23 protein-coding genes and 1 pseudogene are annotated in these 21,968 nt (G+C 68.0%); 9 read left to right on the top strand and 15 right to left on the bottom strand.

Features of this window, described 5'->3' with window-relative positions; all coding sequences use genetic code 11:
- Positions 1-7 precede the first annotated feature (7 nt).
- The 5 genes and pseudogenes from NC4_RS41310 to NC4_RS06075 form a co-directional block, all read right to left on the bottom strand.
- The gene (locus tag NC4_RS41310; RefSeq protein ID WP_174566833.1) at positions 8-235 is read right to left on the bottom strand and encodes a SepX/GlpR family protein; all 228 of its coding nucleotides are present in this window, start codon (positions 233-235) and stop codon (positions 8-10) included.
- Between the two features lie 174 nt (positions 236-409).
- A complete protein-coding gene (locus NC4_RS06090; RefSeq protein WP_067533868.1) occupies positions 410-1,060 on the bottom strand; it encodes a GNAT family N-acetyltransferase in 651 nt (216 codons plus the stop codon).
- Between the two features lie 8 nt (positions 1,061-1,068).
- Positions 1,069-2,221: pseudogene (gene glp / locus NC4_RS06085) on the bottom strand (molybdotransferase-like divisome protein Glp).
- A gap of 51 nt (positions 2,222-2,272) precedes the next feature.
- Positions 2,273-3,226 (bottom strand): UTP--glucose-1-phosphate uridylyltransferase, encoded by a 954-nt coding sequence (locus NC4_RS06080; protein WP_067533504.1) that lies wholly within the window; start codon positions 3,224-3,226, stop codon positions 2,273-2,275.
- A 241-nt stretch (positions 3,227-3,467) separates the two neighbouring features.
- A complete protein-coding gene (locus NC4_RS06075) occupies positions 3,468-4,745 on the bottom strand; it encodes an MFS transporter (RefSeq protein ID WP_218020921.1) in 1,278 nt (425 codons plus the stop codon).
- 240 nt (positions 4,746-4,985) lie between these two features.
- On the opposite strand from NC4_RS06075, the gene NC4_RS06070 reads away from it, so the two are divergent.
- The 4 genes from NC4_RS06070 to mscL all read left to right on the top strand — a co-directional run bounded on the left by NC4_RS06070 (position 4,986) and on the right by mscL (position 7,262).
- Positions 4,986-5,555, top strand: a complete 570-nt coding sequence (locus NC4_RS06070) for a 5-formyltetrahydrofolate cyclo-ligase (protein ID WP_245721516.1) — start codon at positions 4,986-4,988, stop codon at positions 5,553-5,555.
- A gap of 85 nt (positions 5,556-5,640) precedes the next feature.
- Positions 5,641-5,940, top strand: a complete 300-nt coding sequence (locus NC4_RS06065; protein WP_067533498.1) for an FmdB family zinc ribbon protein — start codon at positions 5,641-5,643, stop codon at positions 5,938-5,940.
- A gap of 158 nt (positions 5,941-6,098) precedes the next feature.
- Positions 6,099-6,752: an SAF domain-containing protein gene (locus NC4_RS06060; protein ID WP_067533495.1), complete on the top strand. Its 654-nt coding sequence runs from the start codon at positions 6,099-6,101 to the stop codon at positions 6,750-6,752.
- A 102-nt stretch (positions 6,753-6,854) separates the two neighbouring features.
- Entirely contained in the window at positions 6,855-7,262 is a 408-nt protein-coding gene (mscL, locus tag NC4_RS06055) for a large conductance mechanosensitive channel protein MscL (protein WP_067533492.1), read from the top strand.
- A 69-nt stretch (positions 7,263-7,331) separates the two neighbouring features.
- On the opposite strand, the gene NC4_RS06050 is transcribed toward mscL, so the two are convergent.
- From NC4_RS06050 to NC4_RS06010, 9 genes are all read right to left on the bottom strand, one after another.
- Positions 7,332-8,000 carry an MspA family porin gene (locus NC4_RS06050; protein WP_067533489.1) on the bottom strand — a complete coding sequence of 223 codons (669 nt, stop codon included), beginning with the start codon at positions 7,998-8,000 and terminating at the stop codon, positions 7,332-7,334.
- A gap of 61 nt (positions 8,001-8,061) precedes the next feature.
- Positions 8,062-8,742, bottom strand: coding sequence for an MspA family porin (locus NC4_RS06045; RefSeq protein WP_067533486.1), 681 nt, complete (start codon positions 8,740-8,742; stop codon positions 8,062-8,064).
- Positions 8,743-9,081: 339 nt separating this feature from the next.
- Positions 9,082-9,762: an MspA family porin gene (locus tag NC4_RS06040; protein WP_067533483.1), complete on the bottom strand. Its 681-nt coding sequence runs from the start codon at positions 9,760-9,762 to the stop codon at positions 9,082-9,084.
- A gap of 63 nt (positions 9,763-9,825) precedes the next feature.
- A complete protein-coding gene (locus NC4_RS06035) occupies positions 9,826-10,503 on the bottom strand; it encodes an MspA family porin (RefSeq protein WP_067533480.1) in 678 nt (225 codons plus the stop codon).
- A 339-nt stretch (positions 10,504-10,842) separates the two neighbouring features.
- Positions 10,843-11,058: a hypothetical protein gene (locus NC4_RS06030; protein WP_067533477.1), complete on the bottom strand. Its 216-nt coding sequence runs from the start codon at positions 11,056-11,058 to the stop codon at positions 10,843-10,845.
- Positions 11,055-11,621 carry a MogA/MoaB family molybdenum cofactor biosynthesis protein gene (locus NC4_RS06025; protein ID WP_067533860.1) on the bottom strand — a complete coding sequence of 189 codons (567 nt, stop codon included), beginning with the start codon at positions 11,619-11,621 and terminating at the stop codon, positions 11,055-11,057. Before NC4_RS06025 ends, NC4_RS06030 begins: the two co-directional genes overlap by 4 nt.
- A gap of 26 nt (positions 11,622-11,647) precedes the next feature.
- The gene (locus NC4_RS06020) at positions 11,648-13,216 is read right to left on the bottom strand and encodes a S1C family serine protease (protein WP_084528571.1); all 1,569 of its coding nucleotides are present in this window, start codon (positions 13,214-13,216) and stop codon (positions 11,648-11,650) included.
- An 88-nt stretch (positions 13,217-13,304) separates the two neighbouring features.
- Positions 13,305-14,699 carry a HAMP domain-containing sensor histidine kinase gene (locus NC4_RS06015; protein WP_084528618.1) on the bottom strand — a complete coding sequence of 465 codons (1,395 nt, stop codon included), beginning with the start codon at positions 14,697-14,699 and terminating at the stop codon, positions 13,305-13,307.
- Positions 14,700-14,791: 92 nt separating this feature from the next.
- Positions 14,792-15,478: a response regulator transcription factor gene (locus NC4_RS06010; RefSeq protein ID WP_067533855.1), complete on the bottom strand. Its 687-nt coding sequence runs from the start codon at positions 15,476-15,478 to the stop codon at positions 14,792-14,794.
- A gap of 330 nt (positions 15,479-15,808) precedes the next feature.
- Here NC4_RS06010 and NC4_RS06005 point away from each other — a divergent pair, with 330 nt between their 5' ends.
- The 5 genes from NC4_RS06005 to NC4_RS05985 all read left to right on the top strand — a co-directional run bounded on the left by NC4_RS06005 (position 15,809) and on the right by NC4_RS05985 (position 21,148).
- The gene (locus tag NC4_RS06005) at positions 15,809-18,736 is read left to right on the top strand and encodes a sensor histidine kinase (RefSeq protein ID WP_067533472.1); all 2,928 of its coding nucleotides are present in this window, start codon (positions 15,809-15,811) and stop codon (positions 18,734-18,736) included.
- Entirely contained in the window at positions 18,733-19,140 is a 408-nt protein-coding gene (locus NC4_RS06000) for a roadblock/LC7 domain-containing protein (RefSeq protein ID WP_067533469.1), read from the top strand. Before NC4_RS06005 ends, NC4_RS06000 begins: the two co-directional genes overlap by 4 nt.
- Before the next feature lie 10 nt (positions 19,141-19,150).
- Positions 19,151-19,525, top strand: coding sequence for a DUF742 domain-containing protein (locus NC4_RS05995; RefSeq protein WP_067533466.1), 375 nt, complete (start codon positions 19,151-19,153; stop codon positions 19,523-19,525).
- Positions 19,526-19,625: 100 nt separating this feature from the next.
- On the top strand, positions 19,626-20,249 hold the full coding sequence (locus NC4_RS05990) for a GTP-binding protein (protein WP_245721522.1): 624 nt from the start codon (positions 19,626-19,628) through the stop codon (positions 20,247-20,249).
- Positions 20,250-20,311: 62 nt separating this feature from the next.
- On the top strand, positions 20,312-21,148 hold the full coding sequence (locus tag NC4_RS05985) for an MHYT domain-containing protein (protein ID WP_067533463.1): 837 nt from the start codon (positions 20,312-20,314) through the stop codon (positions 21,146-21,148).
- On the opposite strand, the gene NC4_RS05980 is transcribed toward NC4_RS05985, so the two are convergent.
- Positions 21,092-21,874 carry a VOC family protein gene (locus NC4_RS05980; RefSeq protein ID WP_067533460.1) on the bottom strand — a complete coding sequence of 261 codons (783 nt, stop codon included), beginning with the start codon at positions 21,872-21,874 and terminating at the stop codon, positions 21,092-21,094. The two genes, NC4_RS05985 and NC4_RS05980, sit on opposite strands and share 57 nt — an antisense overlap.
- Positions 21,875-21,968: the final 94 nt, after the last annotated feature.

Below are 21,968 nucleotides of genomic sequence, written 5' to 3'. Positions count from 1 at the left end.
CTCCGGATCATCGTGGTGATGCTTCCTGCGAACCGGCACGTAAGTCCGGGTCGGTGTCATGTCCGGTGGCCGGACCTTTTCTGGTGCGTCGCTTGGCATCCCCGCGATGCAACACCCTGGTGCTCAGGGCGGCCTCGGTGTGCTGGCGGATGCGCGGATGCCGGTCGGCCAGCATCGGGAACAACACGAAGACCCAGAGCACGACCAGTCCGATCCACAAGATCGAATTCGGCATCGTGCTCGCACCTCCGTCCCCGCCTGGCGTTTATCCCTTCGACGTGTGTTGTGGACACACCACCGACGTCCGTAGGGTAATTCGGTACCTCAGGAATAACCCGCAGGCGCGCCGTCAACACCTGCCACAGTAGTCACACTATTTACAGACCGGGCGGATCGGTTTTCTCAAGTGTCAGGACTGCGCGGCCCGGCCCGAGCGAATCAGCCTGTCCACCACGGTGCCGGACACCTCCTCCACCGTCATGGCCACCAGCAGATGATCCCGCCAGGCATTGTCCACATCCAGATAACGGCGCAGCAGACCCTCCTCCCGGAAACCCACATTACGCAGAACCGCCTGGCTGGCAAGGTTTTCCGGGCGCACCGTGGCCTCCACCCGATGCAGCCCCACCGCGCCGAAGCAGTGGTCCAGGCCCAGCGCCAGCGCCGCCGTCGCCACCCCTTGACCGCTCAGATCCTTGGCCACCCAGTAGCCGATCCACGCCGAACGCAGCGCGCCGCGCACGATATTGCCCACCGTGAGCTGCCCGCCGAAATTGCCGTCCACCTCGATCACCAGCGGAATCATCGCGCCCCGGCGGGCTTCCGCCTTCAGGCTCGACCACAGCGACGGCCAGTTCCCGGCGTGATTGCGCGCCTCCCAGGCCCCGCGGCCGGTCGGCTCCCACTGCTCCAGATACTCCCGATCACGGGTGCGGATCCGGCTCCACGCCGCCGCGTCCCGCAATCTGATGGGCCGCAAGGTGACCTGACCGGCGGCCACCCGCACCGGTCCCAGATGCGCGGGCCAGCCGGGATGCTGACCGGCCCGGAAGACGTTCATGTCCATGCCTATCCGCGCTGCGCGAGGAAGGCGACCCGCACCTCGTCACCGGTCCGTACCTCGGTGACATACGGATCGATTGAGCTGGGCGCGTAGGTAACCGCGGCGGCCCGGAATCGAGGCGATGGGCAGAATCGTGCGGGCCCGCACCACCCGGCGCATGGGATGGCGGCGGCCCAGCGCGATCCGGATGAGCGGACGCACCATCACCTCGAACACCACCAGCGCGCCAACCGGATTCGAGGGCAGCAGGAAGGTCGGCACCTCGTCGCGGCCCAGCAGGCCGAAACCCTGCACCGACCCCGGATGCATGGCCACCCGGGTGATCTCCAGCTCGCCCAGGCCCTCCAGGGCCTCGCGAATCTGCTCCGAGGCCCAGCCGCCGACCGCGCCCGCGATCACCACGACCTCGGAGCGAACCAGCTGCCCCTCCACCACATCTCGCAACCGCTTCGGATCACCGCTCACGATGCCGACCCGGTTCACATCCGCACCGGCGTCGCGCGCGGCGGCGGCCAGGGCGTAGGAGTTCACGTCGTAGACCTGACCCGGACCGGGCGTGCGGTCGATATCGACCAGTTCACCGCCGACCGACAGCACCGACAGCCGCGGACGCGGATGCACCAGCACCTTGTCCCGGCCCACCGCGGCCAGCAGGCCCACCTGCGCCGGGCCGATAATGGTGCCCGCGCGCACGGCCAGATCGCCCGGCTGCACATCGTCGCCGATGCGGCGCACGTAATCGCCCGAGCGTACCGGCTCGTACACCTTGACCCGGGCCCGGCCGCCATCGGTGAAGTCCAGCGGCAGTACGGCATCCGCGAGGGTGGGCAGCGGCGCACCGGTGTCCACCCGGACGGTCTGCCGGGGCTGCAGGCGAATCGGCTGCCGGGAACCCGCCGCCACCTCACCCACCACCGGCAGCGTCAGATCCACCGCATTGCCGTCCTCGTCGCGAATATTCGCGCCCGCGCCCGCCACGTCGACACTGCGCACCGCATAGCCGTCGATGGCCGCCTGATCGAAGCCCGGCAGCGGCTGCTCGGTCACCACATCCTCGGCACACAGCAGTCCCTGGGCCTCCGAAATGGCCACCCGCACCGGCCGCGGCGCGACGGCCGCCGCGGTCACCTTGATCTGCTGGTCCTCAACCGAGCGCATGCCGCCCTTCCCTGATCTCGCACACTGCACACCCGCACACGGGGGACTTCGCTATTCGCAAGAGGGCAGCTGCGGATCCGTCCAGTGGCTCTGCCAGCCCGGGCTCAGCCGCTGCTCGAGCCACTCGCGCAGGGCCGGACCGTATTCCTCTCGTTCCAAAGCGAAATCGACCGCAGCACGAAGATAACCGCCCGGATTGCCCAGATCGTGTCGCGACCCACGATGCACCACCACGTGCACCGGATGTCCCTCGGCGATCAGCAGCGCAATGGCATCGGTCAGCTGCAGTTCCCCGCCCGCGCCCGGGGTGATCCGGCGCAGCGCGTCGAAGATGGCGCGATCGAGCAAATAGCGGCCCGCGGCCGCGTAGGTGGACGGCGCGTCGGCCAGGGCGGGCTTCTCCACCATGCCGTTGACCTTCAGCACATCGGCGGGCGCGCCCTCGGGCACCTCCACGTCGAAGACGCCGTAGGCGCTGACCTGTTCCTTGGGCACGTCGATGGCGCACAGCACCGAACCGCCGTAACTGGCGCGCACCTTGGCCATGACGCCGAGCACGCCGCTGGGCAGCACCAGATCATCGGGCAGCAGCACCGCGATGGCGTCCTCGTCCGGATCGAGCGCCGATTCCGCCTGTGCCACCGCATGACCCAGGCCCAGCGGCTCCTCCTGCACCACCGAGGTCACGTCCAGCAGGGCCGGGGCCTTGCGCACCTTCTCCAGCAGATGGAACTTGCCGCGCTCGGCCAGGGTGCTCTCCAGCACCAGATCCTCGACGAAATGCGCGACCACGCCGTCTTTTCCGGGCGAGGTCACGATCACCAGCCGATTGGCGCCGGATTCCGCGGCCTCGGCGGCGACCAATTCGATGCCCGGGGTGTCGACCACCGGTAGCAGCTCCTTAGGAACCGTCTTGGTCGCGGGCAGGAACCTCGTGCCGAGCCCCGCCGCGGGCACCACCGCGGTGCGGAAGCACGACTCGGTTCCGCCGCCATTAGCCGTCATGAATTCACCCTATCCATCCGTTTACGCACCGAAGCGGCCGTCGTCTCCGCTCCGAGTTCCCAGGAAGCCTAAGCGGCGCGCTCGTCGGGAGCGCATCGAACGGCACGGTAGCGGGCAACTTCGCACCCGAGAAGCGGCTGCGCACCCGCGACAACCGCGCCAATAGTGCAAAGCGCCACATTCTGGTTGGTATCCCCGCCACGCCGCCCGCAAACCGTGGGAAGACCCACAACCAGCGGAATCAGCCGGAATGCGGCGCCGACCCGGAACGCCGCAACGCGAGGGCCGTCGCGAGCGTGGCTATCGAACCGCCCGCGCCCGCCGCCACGAGGGCGGTGCGCGGATCTGTGAGATCCAGCAGCAGACCGCCACCCAGATAGGAGAGCGCCGCCGCGACACCGATCGCGCCGTACAGGCTTCCGAAGACCCGGCCCAGCAATGCGGCCGGAACCGTGCGCTGGATCAGCGTATTGGCGGCCACATCCATGGCGGCGATACCCAGCCCGCGCGTCGCCTGCACCGCGAACGCGGCCGCCACCGCCCAGACGAGCCCGGTGAGCAGGTTCCCGGCACTGCTGACGGCGAAACCGGCGATGAGCAGCACCGGCATCGATACCCGCCCGGCAACGCGGCCCAGCAGCGCATAGCCCACCAGCAGCCCGATCCCGACCGCCGACAGCAACAGACCGACCGCCGAATCCCCGCCGTGCAACGTGTCCTTGGCCAGGAACACCAGCGCCACATCATCGATCCCGTTGCAGGCGACAATCGCGAAATACCCGAACCCGATGGCCCGCAACATCGGCATACCGGCGATATAGCGCAAGCCCGCCCGGGTCTCCGACCACAGCGACGGCTCCCGCACCGCCGCGCTGCCGGAATCCACCTCCGCCGCAGCGGAATCGGCGGCTCCGGGCACGCGGGCGGATGCGTCCGCCCGGACCGGCAGGAAGGCCAGCAGCGCCGCGGAGACGGCGAAGGTCGCGGCGTCGATCAGCAGCACGCCCCGGATTCCGGCCAGCGGCAGCAGTAGCGCGGCCACCAGCGGGCCCAGGGTCTCCCCCGCATTGGTCCCGAATCCGATTGCGGCATTGGCGCTTTCCAGCTCCCGGTCGCGCACCAGGGACGGCACCACCGCGCGCGAGGCGGGCTGGAAGACCTGCCCCGCGATCGCCCGCAAAGCCACCAGTGCCAGCAGCGCGCCGAGCGTGGACAGCCACACCGCGATGATCACCAGCAGCGCGCCCTGCGCCAACTCCGAGACCACCATCACCCGGCGATGGTCGAACCGATCGCTCAGCGCCCCGGTGAAAGGCCCGAGCAGCGCCGGAGCGAAGTCGCCCACCAACAACAGCAGCGCCACCGCCAGCGCCTGCCCGGTGTGATCCGCGACGTACAGCATGAGTGCGACCAAGCTGAGCGAGTCGCCCAGGAACGACACCGACCGCGCTGTCCACAGCAACCGAAACGAGCGGTTCGCCCCCAACAGTCGAACCGCGCCGCCGGAGGAGCTCGTCACCGTACGAATCCTCCCACAGCCCAGCCGATTCCACGGTGCGCGAATCCACCCGCCAACACAGCGAACAGCGCATCAGAACCGACGCGGGCAGCCGAGCGGCAGCCGCACGGCGGAATGCCGCACCCGTTCGGATCTACAACAGGCGGATGGCGATGCGCGTTGCTGGAGCGCACCTCGTCGACAGGATGATCGCGGACTTGCGCTGTCGGGAGCATGGGGGCGGGCGCATATCGTTGGGGCGTGACCGATGGTGTGCGGGACAAGAAGGCGTGGCGGGAGGAGATCCTGGGGCGACGCAAGGCGCTGCCCGCGGCGGTGCGGGCGCGCGAGGCGGAGGCGCTGGCCGCGGCCGTCGGCGGGCTCGGGGCGGCGTGGGTGTGCGCGTATGTGCCGGTCGGGAGTGAGCCGGGGTCGCTGGCCATGTTGGACGCGCTGCGGAGCGGCGGGGCCCGGGTGCTGCTGCCGGTCACCGGCGGGCCGGGGCCGCTCGCGTGGGCGGAATATCTGGGGCCGGAGCGGTTGCGGCGGGGGCGGTTCGGATTGTCGGAGCCGGATGGGGAGCCGGTGGCGGATGCCCTGGCGAAGGCCGAGGTGATTCTGGTTCCGGCGCTCGCGGTGGATCGGCGCGGGGTGCGATTGGGGCGCGGGGCGGGTTATTACGACCGCAGTTTGGCGGCTTGTCGTGCCGATGTGCGATTGATCGCCGTGGTGCGCGACGATGAACTCGTTGATCATTTGCCGGAAGAGGCGCACGACCATCGAATGGGGTGGGCGCTGACGCCCGGCGGCGGGTTGCTCGAGCTCGGCTGATCGGCCGGGAATTGACACCCGATTGGCAGTGTTGGCACTGTCAGCTGTAGAGTGCTAAATCGACGAAGACTGTGGAGGTTACCCGATGCCTACTTACTCGTATGCGTGCACCGAGTGCGACAACAAGTTCGACATCGTGCAGTCCTTCTCCGATGATGCGCTGACCACCTGCCTCCAGTGCAGCGGCAAGCTGCGCAAGCTCTTCAACTCGGTCGGCATCGTCTTCAAGGGCAGCGGGTTCTACCGCACCGACAGCCGCAACGGGTCCACCTCCGCCGAGCCTGCCAAGTCCACCTCCACGGACTCTAGCAACTCCAGCTCCGCGTCGAGCGCCTCGACCTCGACCACCTCCACGGCGAGCACCTCCAGCACCTCCGCGGCCTGAGCGCCGCGCCTTCGGCGCGAAAGAAAGACAAGGCGGGGGCTAAGCCCCCGGAACCCCCTTACCTCTCGGGGACGGGCGATTTTCACAATGCCCGAGTTATCCACAGGTGGCTGAATTGTGGGGGCTGTGGGTGGGGGTGTGGTCGTAGACTGCGCGGCATGGACCGACTTCGCCGATTCGAATTCACTGGTGCGGGGCTGCCGCGTTGGGCGGATGGGGTGTTGCTGCGGCGGGTTTCGGCGATGGAGCTACTGGTGATCGCGGCTGTTGTGGCGGTGCGGGGAGATCCGGAGGATCGGCGGACCGAGGTTGTGGTGGCGGCGCGGGAGTTGCCGCCCGGGCATGTGCTCGGCGATGCGGATGTGCGGCGGGTGCCGCGGGCGGCGGATGAATTGCCTGCGGGGGCGGTACGGGAGTCGGAGCGGGTGGTGGGGGCGACGTTGACCGGGGGTGTCGCCGAAGGGGAGGTGCTCACCGAATTGCGGGTGGTGGGGCCGCGGCTGGCGGTGGTCGCGGGTGGGGCCGCGGATGCTCGAATTGTTCCGATTCGGTTGGCGGACAATCCTGTTGCCGATGTGCTGCGAGCCGGGGATCGGGTGGACGTGGTGGCCTACGACGAGGGTGGGGGCGGCGGGCGGGCGGCGCTGTTGCTGGTGCCGGATGCGGCGGTGGTGCTGGCGCCCGGGGATGCCGGGCGGCAGGGCCGGGACGGGCGGGGCGAGCGGGTGGTACTGGTGGCCATGGATGCGCGGCATGCGACCGTGGTGGCGGCGGCGTCATTGCGCAGCGCGCTGACCGTCGTGTTCCATTGAGGCGCGGGCGGCGTGAACTAGCATCGCCGATATCCGCTATTACTCGGGCTCTATCACAGCACTCCAGGCTCCACCGGCTATCACGCAGAGGAGTTTTCGGCAATGCTCAAGGGTTTCAAGGATTTTCTACTCCGCGGTAATGTCGTCGACTTGGCCGTGGCCGTGGTCATCGGCACCGCGTTCGTCGCCATCGTCACCGCATTCAGCGATGGCGTGATCAATCCGCTGCTGGCTGTATTCGGCGGCTCCAACGAACTCGGACTCGGATTCCAGTTGGTGGCCGACAAACCGGCGACCTTCATCGCCATCGGCCCGATCATCACCGCCGCGCTCAACTACCTCATCATCGCGGCCCTGCTGTACTTCGTCCTGGTGGCTCCGGCCACCCGCGCCAAGCAGCGCTGGGGCAAGTCCGATGACGCACTCACCGATAACGAACTGCTGCACCAGATTCGGGATCTACTCGCCGAAGGCGGCAATGCCAGCGGCGGCGGAAAACACGAAAGCTGAAGGGCCCCGCAAAAACCGAATGGGCCCGGCGCGAAAAGCGCCGGGCCCATTCGTCTTACGCCGTGACTATCAGCCGAGGCTGAACGGCTGGCCCCACAGGGTGACCCAGCTCATCACATTGTCGGTCTCGACCTGCACCTGCACGAACGAACGCGCCTGCGCGTAGCCCGCGCAACCGCCCAGGGCGATGGTGGTGTCGGCCCAGGTCACCGAGCCGAAGTTGCCCTTGAACTTGTTCTTGCCGCTGTGATCCTCGTTGCCGTAGTCATCCGGCGCTTCCAGATCCAGGACGTAGAACTTCGCGGCCTGGCCCGGGCCGAGGCTCAGGCTGCCACCGGTGGTGGCGCCCAGGCTGCCTTCGCCCTCCCAGGTGCCGCCGCCTTCGACGCCGCCCTCAGCGCCGCCACCGGCAATGTTGACCTCGCAGCCGACGACGTAACCCGGACGGATCTTGCCGCCCGTGGCGCCCTCGGCGCCGGACAGCGTGACCTGCGCGGAACCGGAGGCCCAGGCATTGCGGTGCAGCGGGGTGGAACCCATGGACGGGCTGATGTTGGCGGACTCGCCGACGAGCTTGACGGTCACGACGGTGCCGTCGGACAGGGTCTTGGTGATCTCGCCGCCCGGCAGCGGGATGAAGGTGTCGGCGTTGGCGGCGCCGGCGGAAAACAGGCCGATAGCGGCGGTAGCGGCGGCACCCACACCGGCCACCCGCACCATGGTCTTACGGATGTTCATTCTTTTTCCCTCAGGGGTTGAATTCGCTTGCGCGAGAAGAGTTTTTGCGGGCCGGACCACGTCAGCCGATGCTGAACGGCATGCCGTACAGGGTGGTCTTGGAGTAGTGGTCGCCGATGATCTCGACGACGGTGTACGACCGCGCCTGGGCGTAGCCCGCGCAACCCTGGATCTCCATCTCGGCGTCCATGTACTCGACCGAGTACACGCCCGCCTTCGGGATGTCCTTGCCCTGCACCTCGACCCACTTGACCTGGCCGGGGCCCAGGTTCAGGCTCATGCCGCCGCTCAGGCTGAAGCCGGAGGTGTCGATGCCGCCACCGACGCTGGCGCCGATCGCATCGTCGGCGATGGACACCTGGCAGCCGACGATGTAGCCGGTGCTGAGGCGCGAAATGCCATGGGTGGAGGAGTTATTGGTGCCCGGGTTGTTGGTCGGACCGTTCCACGGACCGGCTTCGCCCTCGGGGGTTTCGGCAACGTCTGCGGTGGCATTGCCACTGCCCCAGACGGTACGGCCGGCGCCATTGGCAGCCAGCGACGGCGACACGATGGCGTGCTCACCGGTACGGGTGATGGTCACGGTTCCACTGGGCGACACCTTCTGACCGTCCGGCAACGGCACGAAGGTATCGGCGCTGGCAGCACCAGTCGAAAACAGGCCGATGGCCACGGCAGCGGCCGCGCCGACACCCGCAAAACGGGCTCCGGAACGCAGACCGTTGGTGCGGTTCTCGCTCATACTTCCCCTCATCAGGTTTCTTGCGGTCATCCCCGACCACCGGAGCTGAAATGGGTTCTTTGAGGAACCCGGGTTAGTTTGTCGCCACATTGTTGCCGCTGTGTTACTGCTAACGAATTCTTTTCACGTAGCGACGGTGGGCACTTTACATCACAAGTGTGACGTTTGACTCGTGAGAGAGAAGAGAACTTGGACGGCTTCACAACTACCCGCAGCTATGCCGAGAAGGCTATGAATAGCAAAAGGGGCCCGGTGCTTTAGCACCGGACCCCTTGAAGATCCGCTGAGCTGGAACGAATCCGCCGCAGCGGTTGCCGAATCAGCCGGAAGGCTACCGAATCAGCCGAGGCTGAAGGGCTGACCCCAGAGCGTGACCGTGCCGACGACATTGTCGGTCTCGACCTGCACCTGCACGAACGAACGCGCCTGCGCGTAGCCCGCGCAACCGCCCAGGGCGATGGTGGTGTCGGCCCAGGTCACCGAGCCGTTCGAGCCCTTGAACTTGTTGTTCTTGTTGTGCGACTCGCTGCCGTAGTCGTCCGGCGCTTCCAGGTCCAGGATGTAGAAGGCCTTGGACTGGCCGGGGCCCAGGGTCAGCTTGCCGCCGCCGTTGAGCGCGCCCGGGGTGACGCTGACGCCGTCGGCGCTCACCGCGAAGTCGTTGCTCTGGCTGGCCTCGGCGCCGCCGCCGGAGATATTGACCTGGCAACCCACCACGTAACCGGGGACGATCTTGCCGCCGACGGTGCCGTTGGCGCCGGAGATCTGCACCTGCGCGGAGCCGGAAACCCAGGCGTTGCGGTGCAGCGGGGTGGAGCCCAGCGACGGGTTGATATTGGCGGACTCACCGACCAGCCGGACGTTCACCACGGTGCCGTCGGACAGGGTCTGGGTGATCTCGCCGCCGGGCAGGCCGACGAAGGTGTCGGCATTGGCCGCACCGGTGGAGAACAGGCCGATAGCGGCGGTAGCGGCGAAGCCGACGCCGGCCACCCGGGCCGCAGTCTTGCGAATGTTCATGAGAATTCCTTCTAGGGTCGAACTCGCTTACGCGAGATGTGAATTAGCGGTTCGCGACCAACGTCAGCCGATGCTGAACGGCTGCCCGTAGAGGGTGGTCTTCGAGTAGTGATCGCCGATGATCTCGACCACGGTGTAGGCGCGCGCCTGGGCGTAGCCGGCGCAGCCGTTGATCTCCATCGGGACGTCCTGGTACTCCACCGAGTAGGTGCCGTTCTTCAGGATGTCCTTGCCCTGGATCTCGACGAACTTGACCTGGCCCGGGCCGAGGCTCAGGCCCATGGAGCCGCCGAGGCTGCCGCCGGACAGGCTCACGCCGCCGGACACACCGGCGGAGATGGCGTCATCGGCGAGGCTGACCTGGCAACCGACGATGTAGCCGGTGGTCAGGCGGGAGGCGCCGTGGGTGGAGGAGTTGTTGGAGCCCGGGGCGTTGGTGGCGCCGTTCCAGGGGCCGACCTCGCCCTCGGGGGTGTTGGTGACATCGGCGAAGACCTTGCCCGACACCCACGCGGTACGACCGGCGCCATTGGCGGCCAGCGACGGCGAGATGACGGCGTGCTCGCCGACGCGGCTGATGGTAACGCCCGCCGGGCTCGCCTTCTGGCCGTCCGGCAACGGCACGAAGGTGTCGGCGTTCGCGGCGCCGGTCGACAGCAGACCCACGGCCACGGAGGCGGCTGCGCCGAAGACCGCGACACGGCCGACGCGACGGAAGCCGCTGGTGCGGTTCTCGCTCATTCTTTCCCTCATCAGGTTGTCTACCGACCAGCTCCGACCACCGAAGCTGGATGGGTCACCTACAAGGCCAATTCCCAATGAGCAACTCTCGAGTTTCCGGACGGCAATACTCAAGCGTCTGCCTCAAACCCTTTGGACTAGTAGGTTTGTTGACCCGAACGAGACCCTAGCCACATCAGCAATTAGATGGCAACACCAGGGTGCACATGCGGAAAACAGCATGAAAAACGGGGAACGCGTTTAGCGTCCCCGACCGGGGAAAGTGATAACGAAATGGCTTCGTCCCTGAGCGGACTCGAAAATGAGCGCGCTCAGAATGGCGCGCGAAAGGGTGGCGGCTCAGCCGTGATGCGGCGGCACCTGCGAGCGCAGCCAGTCGTCGCCGGACTGCCCGGAATCCGGTGCGGGCGCGCGCTCGTCGGAGGTGGTGTCGGGTAGCGCGTCACCGAATATGCGCGCGAGTTTCGCCTTCTCGGCAGCGGAAAGACGACGAGACCCCGCCCGGCGCTCGGCCGGACGGGGTTGCTCGGAGTTCTGCTCGGACTCGGCGGTCATTCCGCCAGGCCGGAGAGTTCATCGATGACCCGGCTCGCGAGCGGGCCCAGGGTGGCCATACCGTCGCGAATGGCGGCACGCGAACCCGGCAGGTTTACCACCAGCGTGCTGCCGGAGACACCGGCCAGACCGCGCGACAGACCCGCGTCGAGCGAGCCTGAGGCGAGTCCCGACGAGCGCAGCGCCTCGCTGATACCCGGCAGCACCCGATCGAGGACCTCTTCGGTGGCCTCGGGCGTCACATCGCGCGGCGACATACCGGTGCCGCCCACCGAGATGACCAGATCGACACCGCCGATGACGGCGGTATTGAGCGCATTGCGGATCTCGACCTCGTCGGCCGACACCGATACCGAGGCGTCGACCAGGAACCCGGCCTCGGTGAGTAGTTCCGTCACCAGCGGGCCCAGCGAGTCGACCCCGCCATGGGCGGTTCGGTCGTCGACGACAACGACAAGAGCACGGCCCGCCACGGGGGCATCGATTTCCATGGTGCTCACCGTAGCGCCCTTGCCCGACAACAGCTCCCACTCCCCGTCCGGGCGGACCCGGATGGCGGGCATGGGCACCCGTCCGCTTTCGTGCATCATCATCTGCCGCCCTCCACTGCCGCTTCGCCGAGGGTCACCTCGACGGTCTTCTGGTTTTGTCCCTGCTCGTCGGTGTAGGTCACCTTGACCTTGTCGCCGGGCTTGTGCGACCGCACCGCGGCGATCAGCGCATTGCCCGAATCGATGGGCTGGTCATCGAGTTTGGTGATGATCGCGCCGTTCGGGATGCCCGCCTTGGCGGCCGGGCCGTTCGCGGTCACCTCCAGCACGCGCGCACCGTTCACATCGTCGCCGCCGCGCACCTTCACGCCGATCTGGGCGTAGGTGGCCTTGCCGGTCTTGATCAGTTCGTCGGCCACCCGGCGCGCGGTGTCGACCGGAATGGCGAAGCCGAGGCCGATGGATCCGCTCTGCGCACCGGCCGTCTCCGCGTCGCCGAGGGTGGCGATGGCGGTATTGATGCCGATGAGCTTGCCGTTCATATCCACGAGCGCGCCGCCGGAGTTGCCCGGGTTGATGGCGGCGTCGGTCTGGATGGCGTCGATGACGGTGCCCTGCGACCCGGCTTCGCCGCTGGTGGATACCGGGCGGTTGAGCGCGGAGACGATACCGGTGGTCACCGTGCCCGCCAGGCCCAGCGGTGAGCCGACCGCCACGGTGGCCTGGCCGACCTGGAGGTTCTCCGAGGAGCCGAGCTCGATCGGGGTCAGATCCTTCTTGTCGGTGACCTTGATGACCGCCAGATCGGAGACCGGATCCGCGCCGACCAGGGTGGCCGAGGCGGTGGAGCCGTCGTAGAAGGAGACCTCCATCTTGGCGTTCGGCCCCGCGCCATTGGCCACGTGATTGTTGGTGAGGATCAGGCCGTCCGAGGAGAGCACCACACCCGAGCCCTCGCCCGCGGCCCGATTGCCCGCCACCTGGATCATGACCACGCTCGGCAGCACCTTCTGGGCCACCGCCTGCACCGAACCCTCCGGCGCATTGGCGACCTCGTTCACCTTGCGCGGCGCGTCGAGGGCATTGGTGATCGTCGAATGCCCGGCGCTGTCCCGGGTGGCGAGGGTGCCGACCGCACCGCCGATGCCGCCGCTCACCAGCGCCAGCGCCAGCGCACCGGCGACGAGCGCGGTCTTGGAGTTCCGCTTCGGCGCAGGAGCGCCGGGCGTGCCCGGATATCCGGCGCCGGGACCGACCGGCTGCCCCGGACCGCCCGCGCCGTAGATCGGCTCGGTGTGCTGCGGCCCGTTCCGGTGCTGGCCGGTCTGGTGCGCTCCGGCGGCGTATCCGGCCCCCGACGCCGCATACGCCGGGCCGTACGGACCCGTCGGAAGTTGTTCGGTGGCATGCACACCGGAGGTCTCGGGAGAGCCGTAGCCGGCCGGTGCGCCGCCGTAGGGATGTCCGCCGTAGGGCTGTCCCGGCGCGGGCTGCCCGTAGGGCCCGTAACCGTGCGGCTGCTGCTGGGGCGCGGGGGCGGCGGGAGCCGAAGGCGCGGGACCGCCGGGGGCGGCCGGATCGGGCTGCGCGGCGGGGGTGCCCTGGGGGCCGTCGGTGCTGTCCTGCGAACCTGCGTTGCCCTGCCTGTCCTTCGAATCCTCGGTCATTTTCTCGTTTCTCCTCGAGTCTCCTGGCCAACATTGGCGGTGACGACTGAGAGCGGACTGAGACCGTGCTTGCTTTTTCCGGAGGGTTCTAACTTTCCTCCGCGACCGCGGGTGGCGCACCCTCTCCGGGCAGAACGATACGGATGAGCGCACCGCCGCGTTCGGAGGTGTCGATGGTGATGGTGCCGCCGTGTTTGGTCACCACCTGCTTGACGATGGCCAGGCCCAGACCGGAGCCGGGCATGGAGCGCGAGGCGGTGGTCCGGTAGAAGCGCTCGAACACCAGCTCGCGTTCGGCGAGCGGAATGCCGGGTCCGGCGTCGTCGACCGACAGCTCCAGCAGGCCGCGGCCGTTCTCGGTCATGGTGACGAGCACCTTGGCCCCGGCCGGACTCCATTTGGCGGCATTGTCGAGCACATTGAGGATGGCGCGTTCCAGGCCCGCTTCGTGGCCGTAGACGAACCAGGGTCGCAATTGCGCCTCGAATTCGATTCCGCTGCGCCGCCGCCGCGCTCGTTCCAGGGCGCGTTCGGTGACATCGCCGATATCGACCACCTCGTACACGGTGTCCGGGGCGTCCTCGCGGGCCAGGTCCACCAGATCGCCCACCAGCGTGGACAATTCCTCGATCTGCGCCATGACATCGGAGCGCAGTTCGGCCATGTCCTCGTCCGGAATGCGCGGTGCGCCCGGCCGGGAGGAGGCGATGAGCAATTCCATATTGGTGCGCAACGAGGTCAATGGCGTTTTCAGCTCGTGCCCCGCATCGGCCACCAATCGCCGTTGTCTTTCCCGGGATTCGGCCAGTGCGCGCAGCATGGTGTTGAAACTGTCGGTGAGCCGGGCGAGTTCGTCGTCGCCCGTTACCGGTATGGGGGTCAGATCGTCGGTGCGGGCCACGCGTTCGGTGGCCGCGGTGAGCCGGGCGATGGGCCGCAAACCGGTGCGGCCCACGGCCGTTCCCGCGGCGGCGGCCAGCATGACGCCGCACCCGCCCACCACGAACAACAGCCAGGCCAGCCGGTCGAGCACCTCGCGGGTGGGTTGCAGGCGTTGCGAAACCACCAGGGTGGAGCCGGAATGCGTGCGCCGGGCCAGCACCCGCTGATTGTCGACGGTGCGCAGCGAGAAGCCGATCTCCCCGCGCGCCACCGCCAATTCCTGGCTGCTGATGGGCGGATTCGTCGACTGCGGCGGCACATACGGCGACAGATCCGGGAAGATCAGCGCCACGCCGACGTCACTGGAGTACAGCCCGGCCAGCACGATCGACTGGAAGCCGAGCGAGTCGAAGTTGTTGTCGATCATCAGCGAGGCGCGGGCGCGCAGCTGGGTGTCGACATCGGCGTACAGCGAGCGCGCCACCATGGCATAGGCGGCGATGGAGGTGGAGGCGACGGCCACGGCCACCACCGAGGCGGCCAGCAGCGTCACCCGCCAGCGCAGCGAGACCGAGCGCGTCAGCGGCATCGGCGGGCGCATGTCCTTCGCATCGAACCCGGCGGATTCCGGCCGCTGCGTCAATCCGGCGACCACGGTGCGCCGGGGAACGGTTCTACCCACGAGCACGGCTCCTACGGCGGTGTCTCGCGCAGCACGTAGCCGACGCCGCGCACGGTATGGATGAGCCGCGGTTCCCCATCGACCTCGGTCTTGCGGCGCAGGTAGCCGATGTACACCTCGAGGGCATTGCCGGAGGTGGGAAAGTCGTAGCCCCACACCTCTTCCAGGATGCGGCTGCGGGTGAGCACGCGGCGCGGATTGGCAATGAGCATTTCCAGCAGCGAGAACTCGGTGCGGGTGAGGCTGATCTGGCGTTCGCCGCGCCACACTTCGCGGGTGACCGGATCCAGGGACAGGTCGGCGAACTTCATGGTCTCGGAGGAGTCGGAGGCATCGGCGGTGGTGCGGCGCAGCAGGGCGCGCAGCCGGGCCAGTAACTCCTCGAGCGCGAAGGGCTTGGGTAGGTAGTCGTCGGCCCCGGCGTCGAGTCCGGCGACGCGCTCGGAGACCGAATCCCGTGCGGTGAGCACCAGAATGGGCAGATCATCGCCGGTGCTGCGGAGGCGGCGGCACACTTCCAGGCCGTCCAGGCGGGGCATCATGACATCGAGCACGAGGGCGTCGGGTCGCTGACTGGCGGTCTTCTCCAGGGCGTCCAGTCCGTCGACGGCGAGGTCGACGGTGTACCCGTTGAAGGTGAGCGAACGACGCAACGATTCCCGGACCGCGCGGTCGTCGTCGACTACCAGAATGCGCATGGCCACCAGTCTGCCCACAGCGACTGAGAGGTGACTGAGAAGGATGCCTTCGACACGCAGAGAGACATGCGGGGGTGACCTGGGGCTTTTGCAGAACCCTTACCGAGGCGTGTCACAGGCGCGCCTATACCTGTTCGAAACACGTTGCGCGCGGCTGCATTCGGAGTCTCTAACATCGAGTTGTCCGAATTGCCGTTACTCACCCCACGCGGTATGTTGCAGGCCATACAAAAAGACCACTAGTTGGTTCCGCGCGGGTTCGATCCCCGAAACCGTACAACCGCATATGACCCGGGGGTCACTTCTGAAAGCGGAGGCGACGGAAGCGGGATGGAAGCAACGCCCCGGTCCTGGCAATTCAGCCTGTCCAACTGGCCCGTCACTCGCAAGGTCGGCATCGTTCTGGTGCTGCCGGTGTTGCTCGCCTCGACCTTCGCGGTCCTGCGAATCAACAGCGAGCTGCAGACGATCAATCAGTTGAGCGCGGGTACCGAACAGGCCGCAATCATGCGCAGCACCACCAAGTTCGAAACCGCGACGCAGAATCTCGCGATCGCCGCCATCACCGGGTGGGGCAATACCGAGGCCGATCCGGTCCTCGACGCCGCGACCGGGAAGTTCGATCAGGCGGTGGCGGACCTCGAGACCCGGCTGCGCTCTTCCAAGGCCGATCCGCAGATCACCCAGGAGATGACGCAGGCCATCGGGGTCGCCCGCACCATGCGCAACAGCCTGCGCAGCGGCTCCCCCGCCACCCTGGCCGAACAGACCGAGACGGTCTCGACCCGCATTCAGGCCACGCTGTCGACCTCGCAGTCGGTCAGTGAGCTGCAGACCCAGCAGCTGTTCCTGCAGTTGGGCACCATCATGACCGGCGGGCGCCTGCTCACCCAGGAACGCGTCATGCTGGCCTCCCCCGATCTGGCCAAGAATCCGGCGCTGCGGGCCCGGCTGCTGACCTCCATCGGCGCCGAGATCACCATGCTCGAGGTGTACGCCGGGCTGAATCCGGGCCAGGCTCAGAACTTCACGCAGCTCAAGGACGCCGCGGGCATCCGCATCGGCGTGCTGTCGCAGAACGTCCCGGACCCGGCCGCCATTCCGGCCATGTCGGATGCGGTCAATGCCAGCCTCGAGGCCTATTCGAAGGAATCCGAGCATCTCGCCGCCTCACTGGACGCGCGCCTGGGGCAGTTGAGCACCGACGCCCGCAATACGGTGCTCCGCGATACCTCCGTGGTTATCGGCATGCTGCTCGCGGGTCTCGCGCTCGCCCTGGTGGTGGGGCGCTCGCTGGTCGTGCTGGTCCGCCGCCTGCGGCGAGATGCCTTGCAGGTGGCCCATATCGACCTGCCGCGCGAACTCGAGGTGGTGCGCTCCGGCGGCGCCGCCCCCGAGATCACGCCGGTCGACGTGCACACCACCGAGGAGATCGGCCAGCTGGCCCGCGCCGTCGACGATATCCACGCGCAGGCGCTGCACCTCGCCGGTGAACAGGCGCGACTGCGCCTGCAGATCGGCAATATGTTCGAGACCCTCTCGCGCCGTAGCCAATCCCTGGTGGAGCAGCAGCTCAACCTGATCGAGGAACTGGAGCGCGACGAGGACGATTCCGAGCGGCTGCAGTCGCTGTTCCGCCTCGACCACCTCGCCACCCGCATGCGCCGTAACGGCGACAACCTGCTGGTGCTGGCCGGAACCGCCTTGCGCCGTGGCCATCTCGCGCCGGTGCCGCTGTCGGACATGCTGTGGTCCTCGGTCTCCCAGGTGGAGGACTATCAGCGCGTCGAGATCGGCACCGTGCCCGACGGCATCGTGGCCGGTGAGCCCGCCGTCGATATCGAGCACCTGCTGGCCGAGCTCATCGACAACGCGCTGCGCTATTCGCCGCCGACCACGCCGGTGGCGGTCTCGGTGGCGCGCGCCGTGGACGGCGGCTATCTCATCGAGATCACCGACCGTGGCCTCGGCATGAATGCCGAAGACCTGCAGTCCATCAACGACCGGCTCGCCTCCGGTGGCGAGGTCAATGTCGAGACCGCCCGCCGCATGGGCCTGTTCGTGGTCGGCCGGCTCGCCAAGCGGCACAACATCACCGTCAGCCTGCGCCGCACCTCGGCCATGGTGCAGCAGCCGGGCATCACGGCGAGCGTGCACCTGCCGGGCAGCCTGGTCTCCCCCGCGCCCGAGCGCGTCGGCGACAGCACCGGGCAGTACCCGGTCGCCGCGACCGCGCTGCCGGTCGCCCCGCCCGCCGGAACGCCCGCGCCGGTCTCGGCGCCGCAGCCGTCGATCACGCCGCCGCGCCTCATGCCGGTGCCGAATCCGCCGGAGGTGGCGCGCTTCCCGGAGACCACCACCCGATTCGGCGTCACCAGTTCCGGACTGCCGCAGCGCAAGACGCCGGGCATGGATACCGGTGAGCTGCCCGCGCTCCCCGGATTCGTTGGTGAGCAGCAGAAATCGGATAGTTTCAGCGACGCGTTCGCCGACCAGGACACCAGCGTCTACCCCGCGCAGGTCGACTTCTGGGGTGATTCCGGCCGGTCGGACGAGCAGCAGCCGTCCCCGACCGACGAGCCGCGGTTCACCCGGGACGAGCCCCAGTTCACCCGGGACGAGCCGCAGTTCACGAGGGACGAGCCGCAGTTCACCCACGAGGAGCAGCGGTTCCCCGGTATCGCACCCGGCGACCCAGCGACCCAGCGGTTCGAGCCCATGTCCCCGATCAAGGGCGGCGGGTACGGCTACGACGACAGCGCGGCGGACCGCTCCTACGACACCGGCTTCAATGCCTTCGGCGGCGGTTCCTTCGAGACCGGCAGCGGCGCCGGTGCGAACGGGAACGGCATCGGCGCGAACGGCATCGCCGCGAACGCCAACGGCGGCAACGACACCGCCGAACCGGCCGAGCAGCACCCGGCAGGCGACGATCACAGCCCCATCTACCAACGCATGGTGTCGGAATGGCTGGTGGAACCCGCCGCGGGCAGCCCGTCCACCGAGACGTGGACCTCGGCCTCCGATGCCGGCTGGGCGGCCGCGGAGGAGGCCGCCAATCCGACCACGAGCGATCGCACCCAGGGCGGGCTGCCGATTCGCCGGCCCGGCGCCCAGCTGGTGCCCGGCGCGGTGACTCAGGAGGACGAGGGCGGCGCTCGCAATCCCGAAGAGATTCGCAGCAGCCTGACCAGGCACTTGAGCGGCGTCCGCTCCGGACGGGCCGACTCGCAGTACAACGACGGAGGGCATGCATGACCGACACTCAGCGCACCAAGACCGACGAAAATCTGAACTGGCTGGTCACCCGATTCACCAAAGAGGTGCCGGGCGTCTCGCACGCCGTCCTGGTCTCCGCCGACGGCCTGCTGCAGGCGACCAGCCCGCATCTGCCGTCCGACCGGGGTGAGCAGCTGGCCGCGGTGACCGCGGGTCTGGCCAGCCTCTCCTCCGGCGCCGCGCAGCTGTTCGACGGCGGCAAGGTCATGCAGTCCATAGTCGAGATGGAGCGCGGCTACCTGCTGGTCATGAGCGTCGGCAATGGCTCGCACCTGGCGGTACTGGCCAACAAGCAGCACGATATCGGCCGCATCGGCTACGAGATGGCGCTGCTCGTCGACCGGGTCGGGTCGGTGGTGCAGGCCACCGCCCGGACAGCCTGATGAGCCGCCGATGACCAATCCCAACGGCGGCGGCGGAAACCGGTCGACAAGCCGGTTACGCCCCTACGCGCTGACCTCCGGCCGCACCGAACCGGCAGTGGATCTGCCCCTCGAAGCGGTCGTCGAAACCCTGTCCTATACCGCCCATTTCGACTGGCCCGCCGGTGATATCCGCACCGAGATCCTGCGATTGGGCACCGCCCGGCTGTCGGTCGCCGAGATCGCGGCGCATCTGCAGCGGCCGCTGGGCATGATCCGGGTCGTGATCGGCGATCTCGTCGTCGCCGGGACCCTTCGCGTGCATTCGACTCTGAGCGACCAGGCGACCTTCGACGAGCGCCGCTCTCTGATGGAGAGGACCCTGCATGGACTCCGCGCCCTTTGACGGCGGGGCCTACAACGGTGGTCCGCCGTACCCGAACGGCGGACCGCAGTTCCCGGGCGCGCAGTTCGCGGCTCCCGGTACGGCCCAGCCGAATCCGGGCATGCCCCAGGCCGCCCTGGGGCAGCAGTACCCGCCGCGCCCCGGCGACGAGTTCCGCACCGCCTCCACCAAGATCGTGGTGGCGGGTGGTTTCGGCGCGGGCAAGACCACCTTCGTCGGCGCGGTCTCGGAGATCGTCCCGCTGCGCACCGAGGCCATGGTGACCGGCGCCTCGGAGGGCGTGGACGACCTCGCCGCCACCCCGGGCAAGGAAACCACCACAGTGGCCATGGATTTCGGCCGCATCATCCTGCCCGGCAATCTGGTGCTCTATTTGTTCGGCACGCCCGGGCAGCGCCGGTTCTGGTTCATGTGGGACGACCTCATCAAGGGCGCCATCGGCGCGGTGGTCCTCGTCGACACCCGCCGTATCGAGGACAGTTTCGCCGCCGTCGATTTCTTCGAGGCCAAGAAACTGCCGTTCCTCATTGCGGTGAACCGTTTTCCGGACGCACCGCGCTTCCCGGTCGCCGAATTGCGCGAGGCGCTCAGCGTCCGCGAGGGCGTGCCGATCGTGGATATCGACGCGCGCGATCCGGGTGAAGTGCGGCGATCGCTGGCGGCGGTCACCGAATACGCCATCGAGCGGCTCATGAAGTCACAGCGCGAAACGGCCCGCGGCTAAATCAATTCGGGCCGAGCAGGGATAACAACACAGAGCGAGATTACGAAGGCAGGGGTTACCGGGTGATCTATTTCTCGATGGGCTACTGGGTCATCGGGCTGGCCTTGATCGTGTCGGCGCTGGGCGCGGCCTGTGGGCTGGCCTGCATCCGCCAGTCCACCAAATCGGTGACCGCCCGGTTCCGGGTGGTGTGGTTGTTCGTGGCCTCGAGTTCCATCGGCGGCGTCGGCACCGGTCTGGCCACCTTCGTCTCCCTGCTCGGCTTCGAGGCCAAGGGCAGTCAGCTGCGCTACGACCCGGCCATGATCAGCGTGGCGGCCGGGCTGGCCGGGCTCACCACATTCATCGCACTGCTCATGGTCGGCCGAAAGCTGCACTGGGCGCGGCTGATCGCGGGCTCGGTCATCATGGCGGCGGGGCTGGGCATCGTGCAGTTGATGGTACTGTCGGCGGTGCGGGTGCAGGGCAGCACCGAGCACAATACGGTGTCCATGATCGCGGTCTTCGTGCTCGCGCTGGTGATCTCGGCGCTGACGCTGTGGTTCAGCCTGACCGTGTCCTCGGTGCCGGTGCTGCTCACCGGCTCGGTGATCTACGGAATCCTGGTCACCGGCATGCATTACGCCGGGCTGACCGGGCTGGACGCGCATATCGACCAGTCCGCGCCGCTGCCCAAGGGCGCGGACCTGTTCGACTTCTTCGTGCCGTTCTTCGTCATCGGCTCACTGTCGCTGGCGATTCCGATTACGGCCATCCTGGTGGCGCCGGACCGCCGGGAGGCCCGGCAGGCCACGGCCACGCCGGAATTCGATGACCGGCACAGCCCTTCGCTCGCGGTCGCGTCAGGACTTCGCGGCGGGATCGAGCAGGGCGAACAGTTCTCCCTGGGGCGCGGCTAGAATCGCCATCCGCCCGAAGCGCCCGTCCTGGGCGGGCAGCAGGATATTGGCGCCCAATTCGGCGGCACGGGTGAGACCGTCGTCCAGGCCGTCGAATTGGAACCAGGTCAGCCAGTAGGGCCGTTCCGGCGCCGTGCCATTGCGCGTGTCGTCGTTGATGCCCGCGACGGCCTCCGCGCGATCGGGCGGGGTCAGCGTCGCGTAGCGCATTGCGTCGTCGTCGAATTCGGTGAGGGCGAAGCCGAAGACCTCGGCGTAGAAGGTCTTGGCGGCCTCGTAGTCGCCGGTCTGCAGGTCGTTCCAGACATAGGCGCCGTGCTCGTTGTGCACGGCGGCGCCATTGTGCGCCCGCGCCTCCCAGACCGCGAAGGGCGCGCCCACAGTATCCGCGGCCACGAACATGCGGCCGAATTCCATGACGTCGAAGGGCGGCACCAGCATGCTCCCGCCCGCGGCCCGCACCCGCGCGGCGACGGCGTCGGCATCGGCCACCGCGAAGTAGGTGGTCCACACCGAGGGCACGCCCGCTTCCGGTTTGGGCCCGACGCCCGCCACGGGCTGCCCGGCCTTGAAGGCCATGAGATATCCCCCGGACTCCTCCCCACCGCCCACAACGTCCCAGCCGAACAGCTCCGCGTAGAACTCACCGGCTTTCGCCGGGTCGTCGACCTGACAGTCGACCCAGCACGGTGTGCCCGCGGGCCAGGCCTCGTCGCGTACAGGCATCGGTCATCTCCGTTTCTGAAGTACTGCAACAAGCAAATCGGGTAAAGGCGAAGTGACGCCGATCACACAGCCGCCCCAAGTCAACCACCAGCCC

It is taken from the genome of Nocardia crassostreae, from assembly GCF_001613405.1.
In the GTDB taxonomy this organism is placed as follows: domain Bacteria; phylum Actinomycetota; class Actinomycetes; order Mycobacteriales; family Mycobacteriaceae; genus Nocardia; species Nocardia crassostreae.
Note: the sequence above shows the minus strand (reverse complement) of the source record. Positions and strands in the feature narration are given on the sequence as shown.

What these genes read in the sequence shown, in the direction of transcription:
- NC4_RS41310 (WP_174566833.1), bottom strand. Translation starts at nt 235, where the DNA reads ATGCCGAATTCGATCTTGTGGATCGGACTGGTCGTGCTCTGGGTCTTC.
- NC4_RS06090 (WP_067533868.1), bottom strand. Translation starts at nt 1,060, where the DNA reads ATGAACGTCTTCCGGGCCGGTCAGCATCCCGGCTGGCCCGCGCATCTG.
- NC4_RS06080 (WP_067533504.1), bottom strand. Translation starts at nt 3,226, where the DNA reads ATGACGGCTAATGGCGGCGGAACCGAGTCGTGCTTCCGCACCGCGGTG.
- NC4_RS06065 (WP_067533498.1), top strand. Translation starts at nt 5,641, where the DNA reads ATGCCTACTTACTCGTATGCGTGCACCGAGTGCGACAACAAGTTCGAC.
- NC4_RS06060 (WP_067533495.1), top strand. Translation starts at nt 6,099, where the DNA reads ATGGACCGACTTCGCCGATTCGAATTCACTGGTGCGGGGCTGCCGCGT.
- mscL (WP_067533492.1), top strand. Translation starts at nt 6,855, where the DNA reads ATGCTCAAGGGTTTCAAGGATTTTCTACTCCGCGGTAATGTCGTCGAC.
- NC4_RS06050 (WP_067533489.1), bottom strand. Translation starts at nt 8,000, where the DNA reads ATGAACATCCGTAAGACCATGGTGCGGGTGGCCGGTGTGGGTGCCGCC.
- NC4_RS06045 (WP_067533486.1), bottom strand. Translation starts at nt 8,742, where the DNA reads ATGAGCGAGAACCGCACCAACGGTCTGCGTTCCGGAGCCCGTTTTGCG.
- NC4_RS06040 (WP_067533483.1), bottom strand. Translation starts at nt 9,762, where the DNA reads ATGAACATTCGCAAGACTGCGGCCCGGGTGGCCGGCGTCGGCTTCGCC.
- NC4_RS06035 (WP_067533480.1), bottom strand. Translation starts at nt 10,503, where the DNA reads ATGAGCGAGAACCGCACCAGCGGCTTCCGTCGCGTCGGCCGTGTCGCG.
- NC4_RS06030 (WP_067533477.1), bottom strand. Translation starts at nt 11,058, where the DNA reads ATGACCGCCGAGTCCGAGCAGAACTCCGAGCAACCCCGTCCGGCCGAG.
- NC4_RS06025 (WP_067533860.1), bottom strand. Translation starts at nt 11,621, where the DNA reads ATGCCCGCCATCCGGGTCCGCCCGGACGGGGAGTGGGAGCTGTTGTCG.
- NC4_RS06020 (WP_084528571.1), bottom strand. Translation starts at nt 13,216, where the DNA reads ATGACCGAGGATTCGAAGGACAGGCAGGGCAACGCAGGTTCGCAGGAC.
- NC4_RS06015 (WP_084528618.1), bottom strand. Translation starts at nt 14,699, where the DNA reads ATGCGCCCGCCGATGCCGCTGACGCGCTCGGTCTCGCTGCGCTGGCGG.
- NC4_RS06010 (WP_067533855.1), bottom strand. Translation starts at nt 15,478, where the DNA reads ATGCGCATTCTGGTAGTCGACGACGACCGCGCGGTCCGGGAATCGTTG.
- NC4_RS06005 (WP_067533472.1), top strand. Translation starts at nt 15,809, where the DNA reads ATGGAAGCAACGCCCCGGTCCTGGCAATTCAGCCTGTCCAACTGGCCC.
- NC4_RS06000 (WP_067533469.1), top strand. Translation starts at nt 18,733, where the DNA reads ATGACCGACACTCAGCGCACCAAGACCGACGAAAATCTGAACTGGCTG.
- NC4_RS05995 (WP_067533466.1), top strand. Translation starts at nt 19,151, where the DNA reads ATGACCAATCCCAACGGCGGCGGCGGAAACCGGTCGACAAGCCGGTTA.
- NC4_RS05990 (WP_245721522.1), top strand. Translation starts at nt 19,626, where the DNA reads ATGCCCCAGGCCGCCCTGGGGCAGCAGTACCCGCCGCGCCCCGGCGAC.
- NC4_RS05980 (WP_067533460.1), bottom strand. Translation starts at nt 21,874, where the DNA reads ATGCCTGTACGCGACGAGGCCTGGCCCGCGGGCACACCGTGCTGGGTC.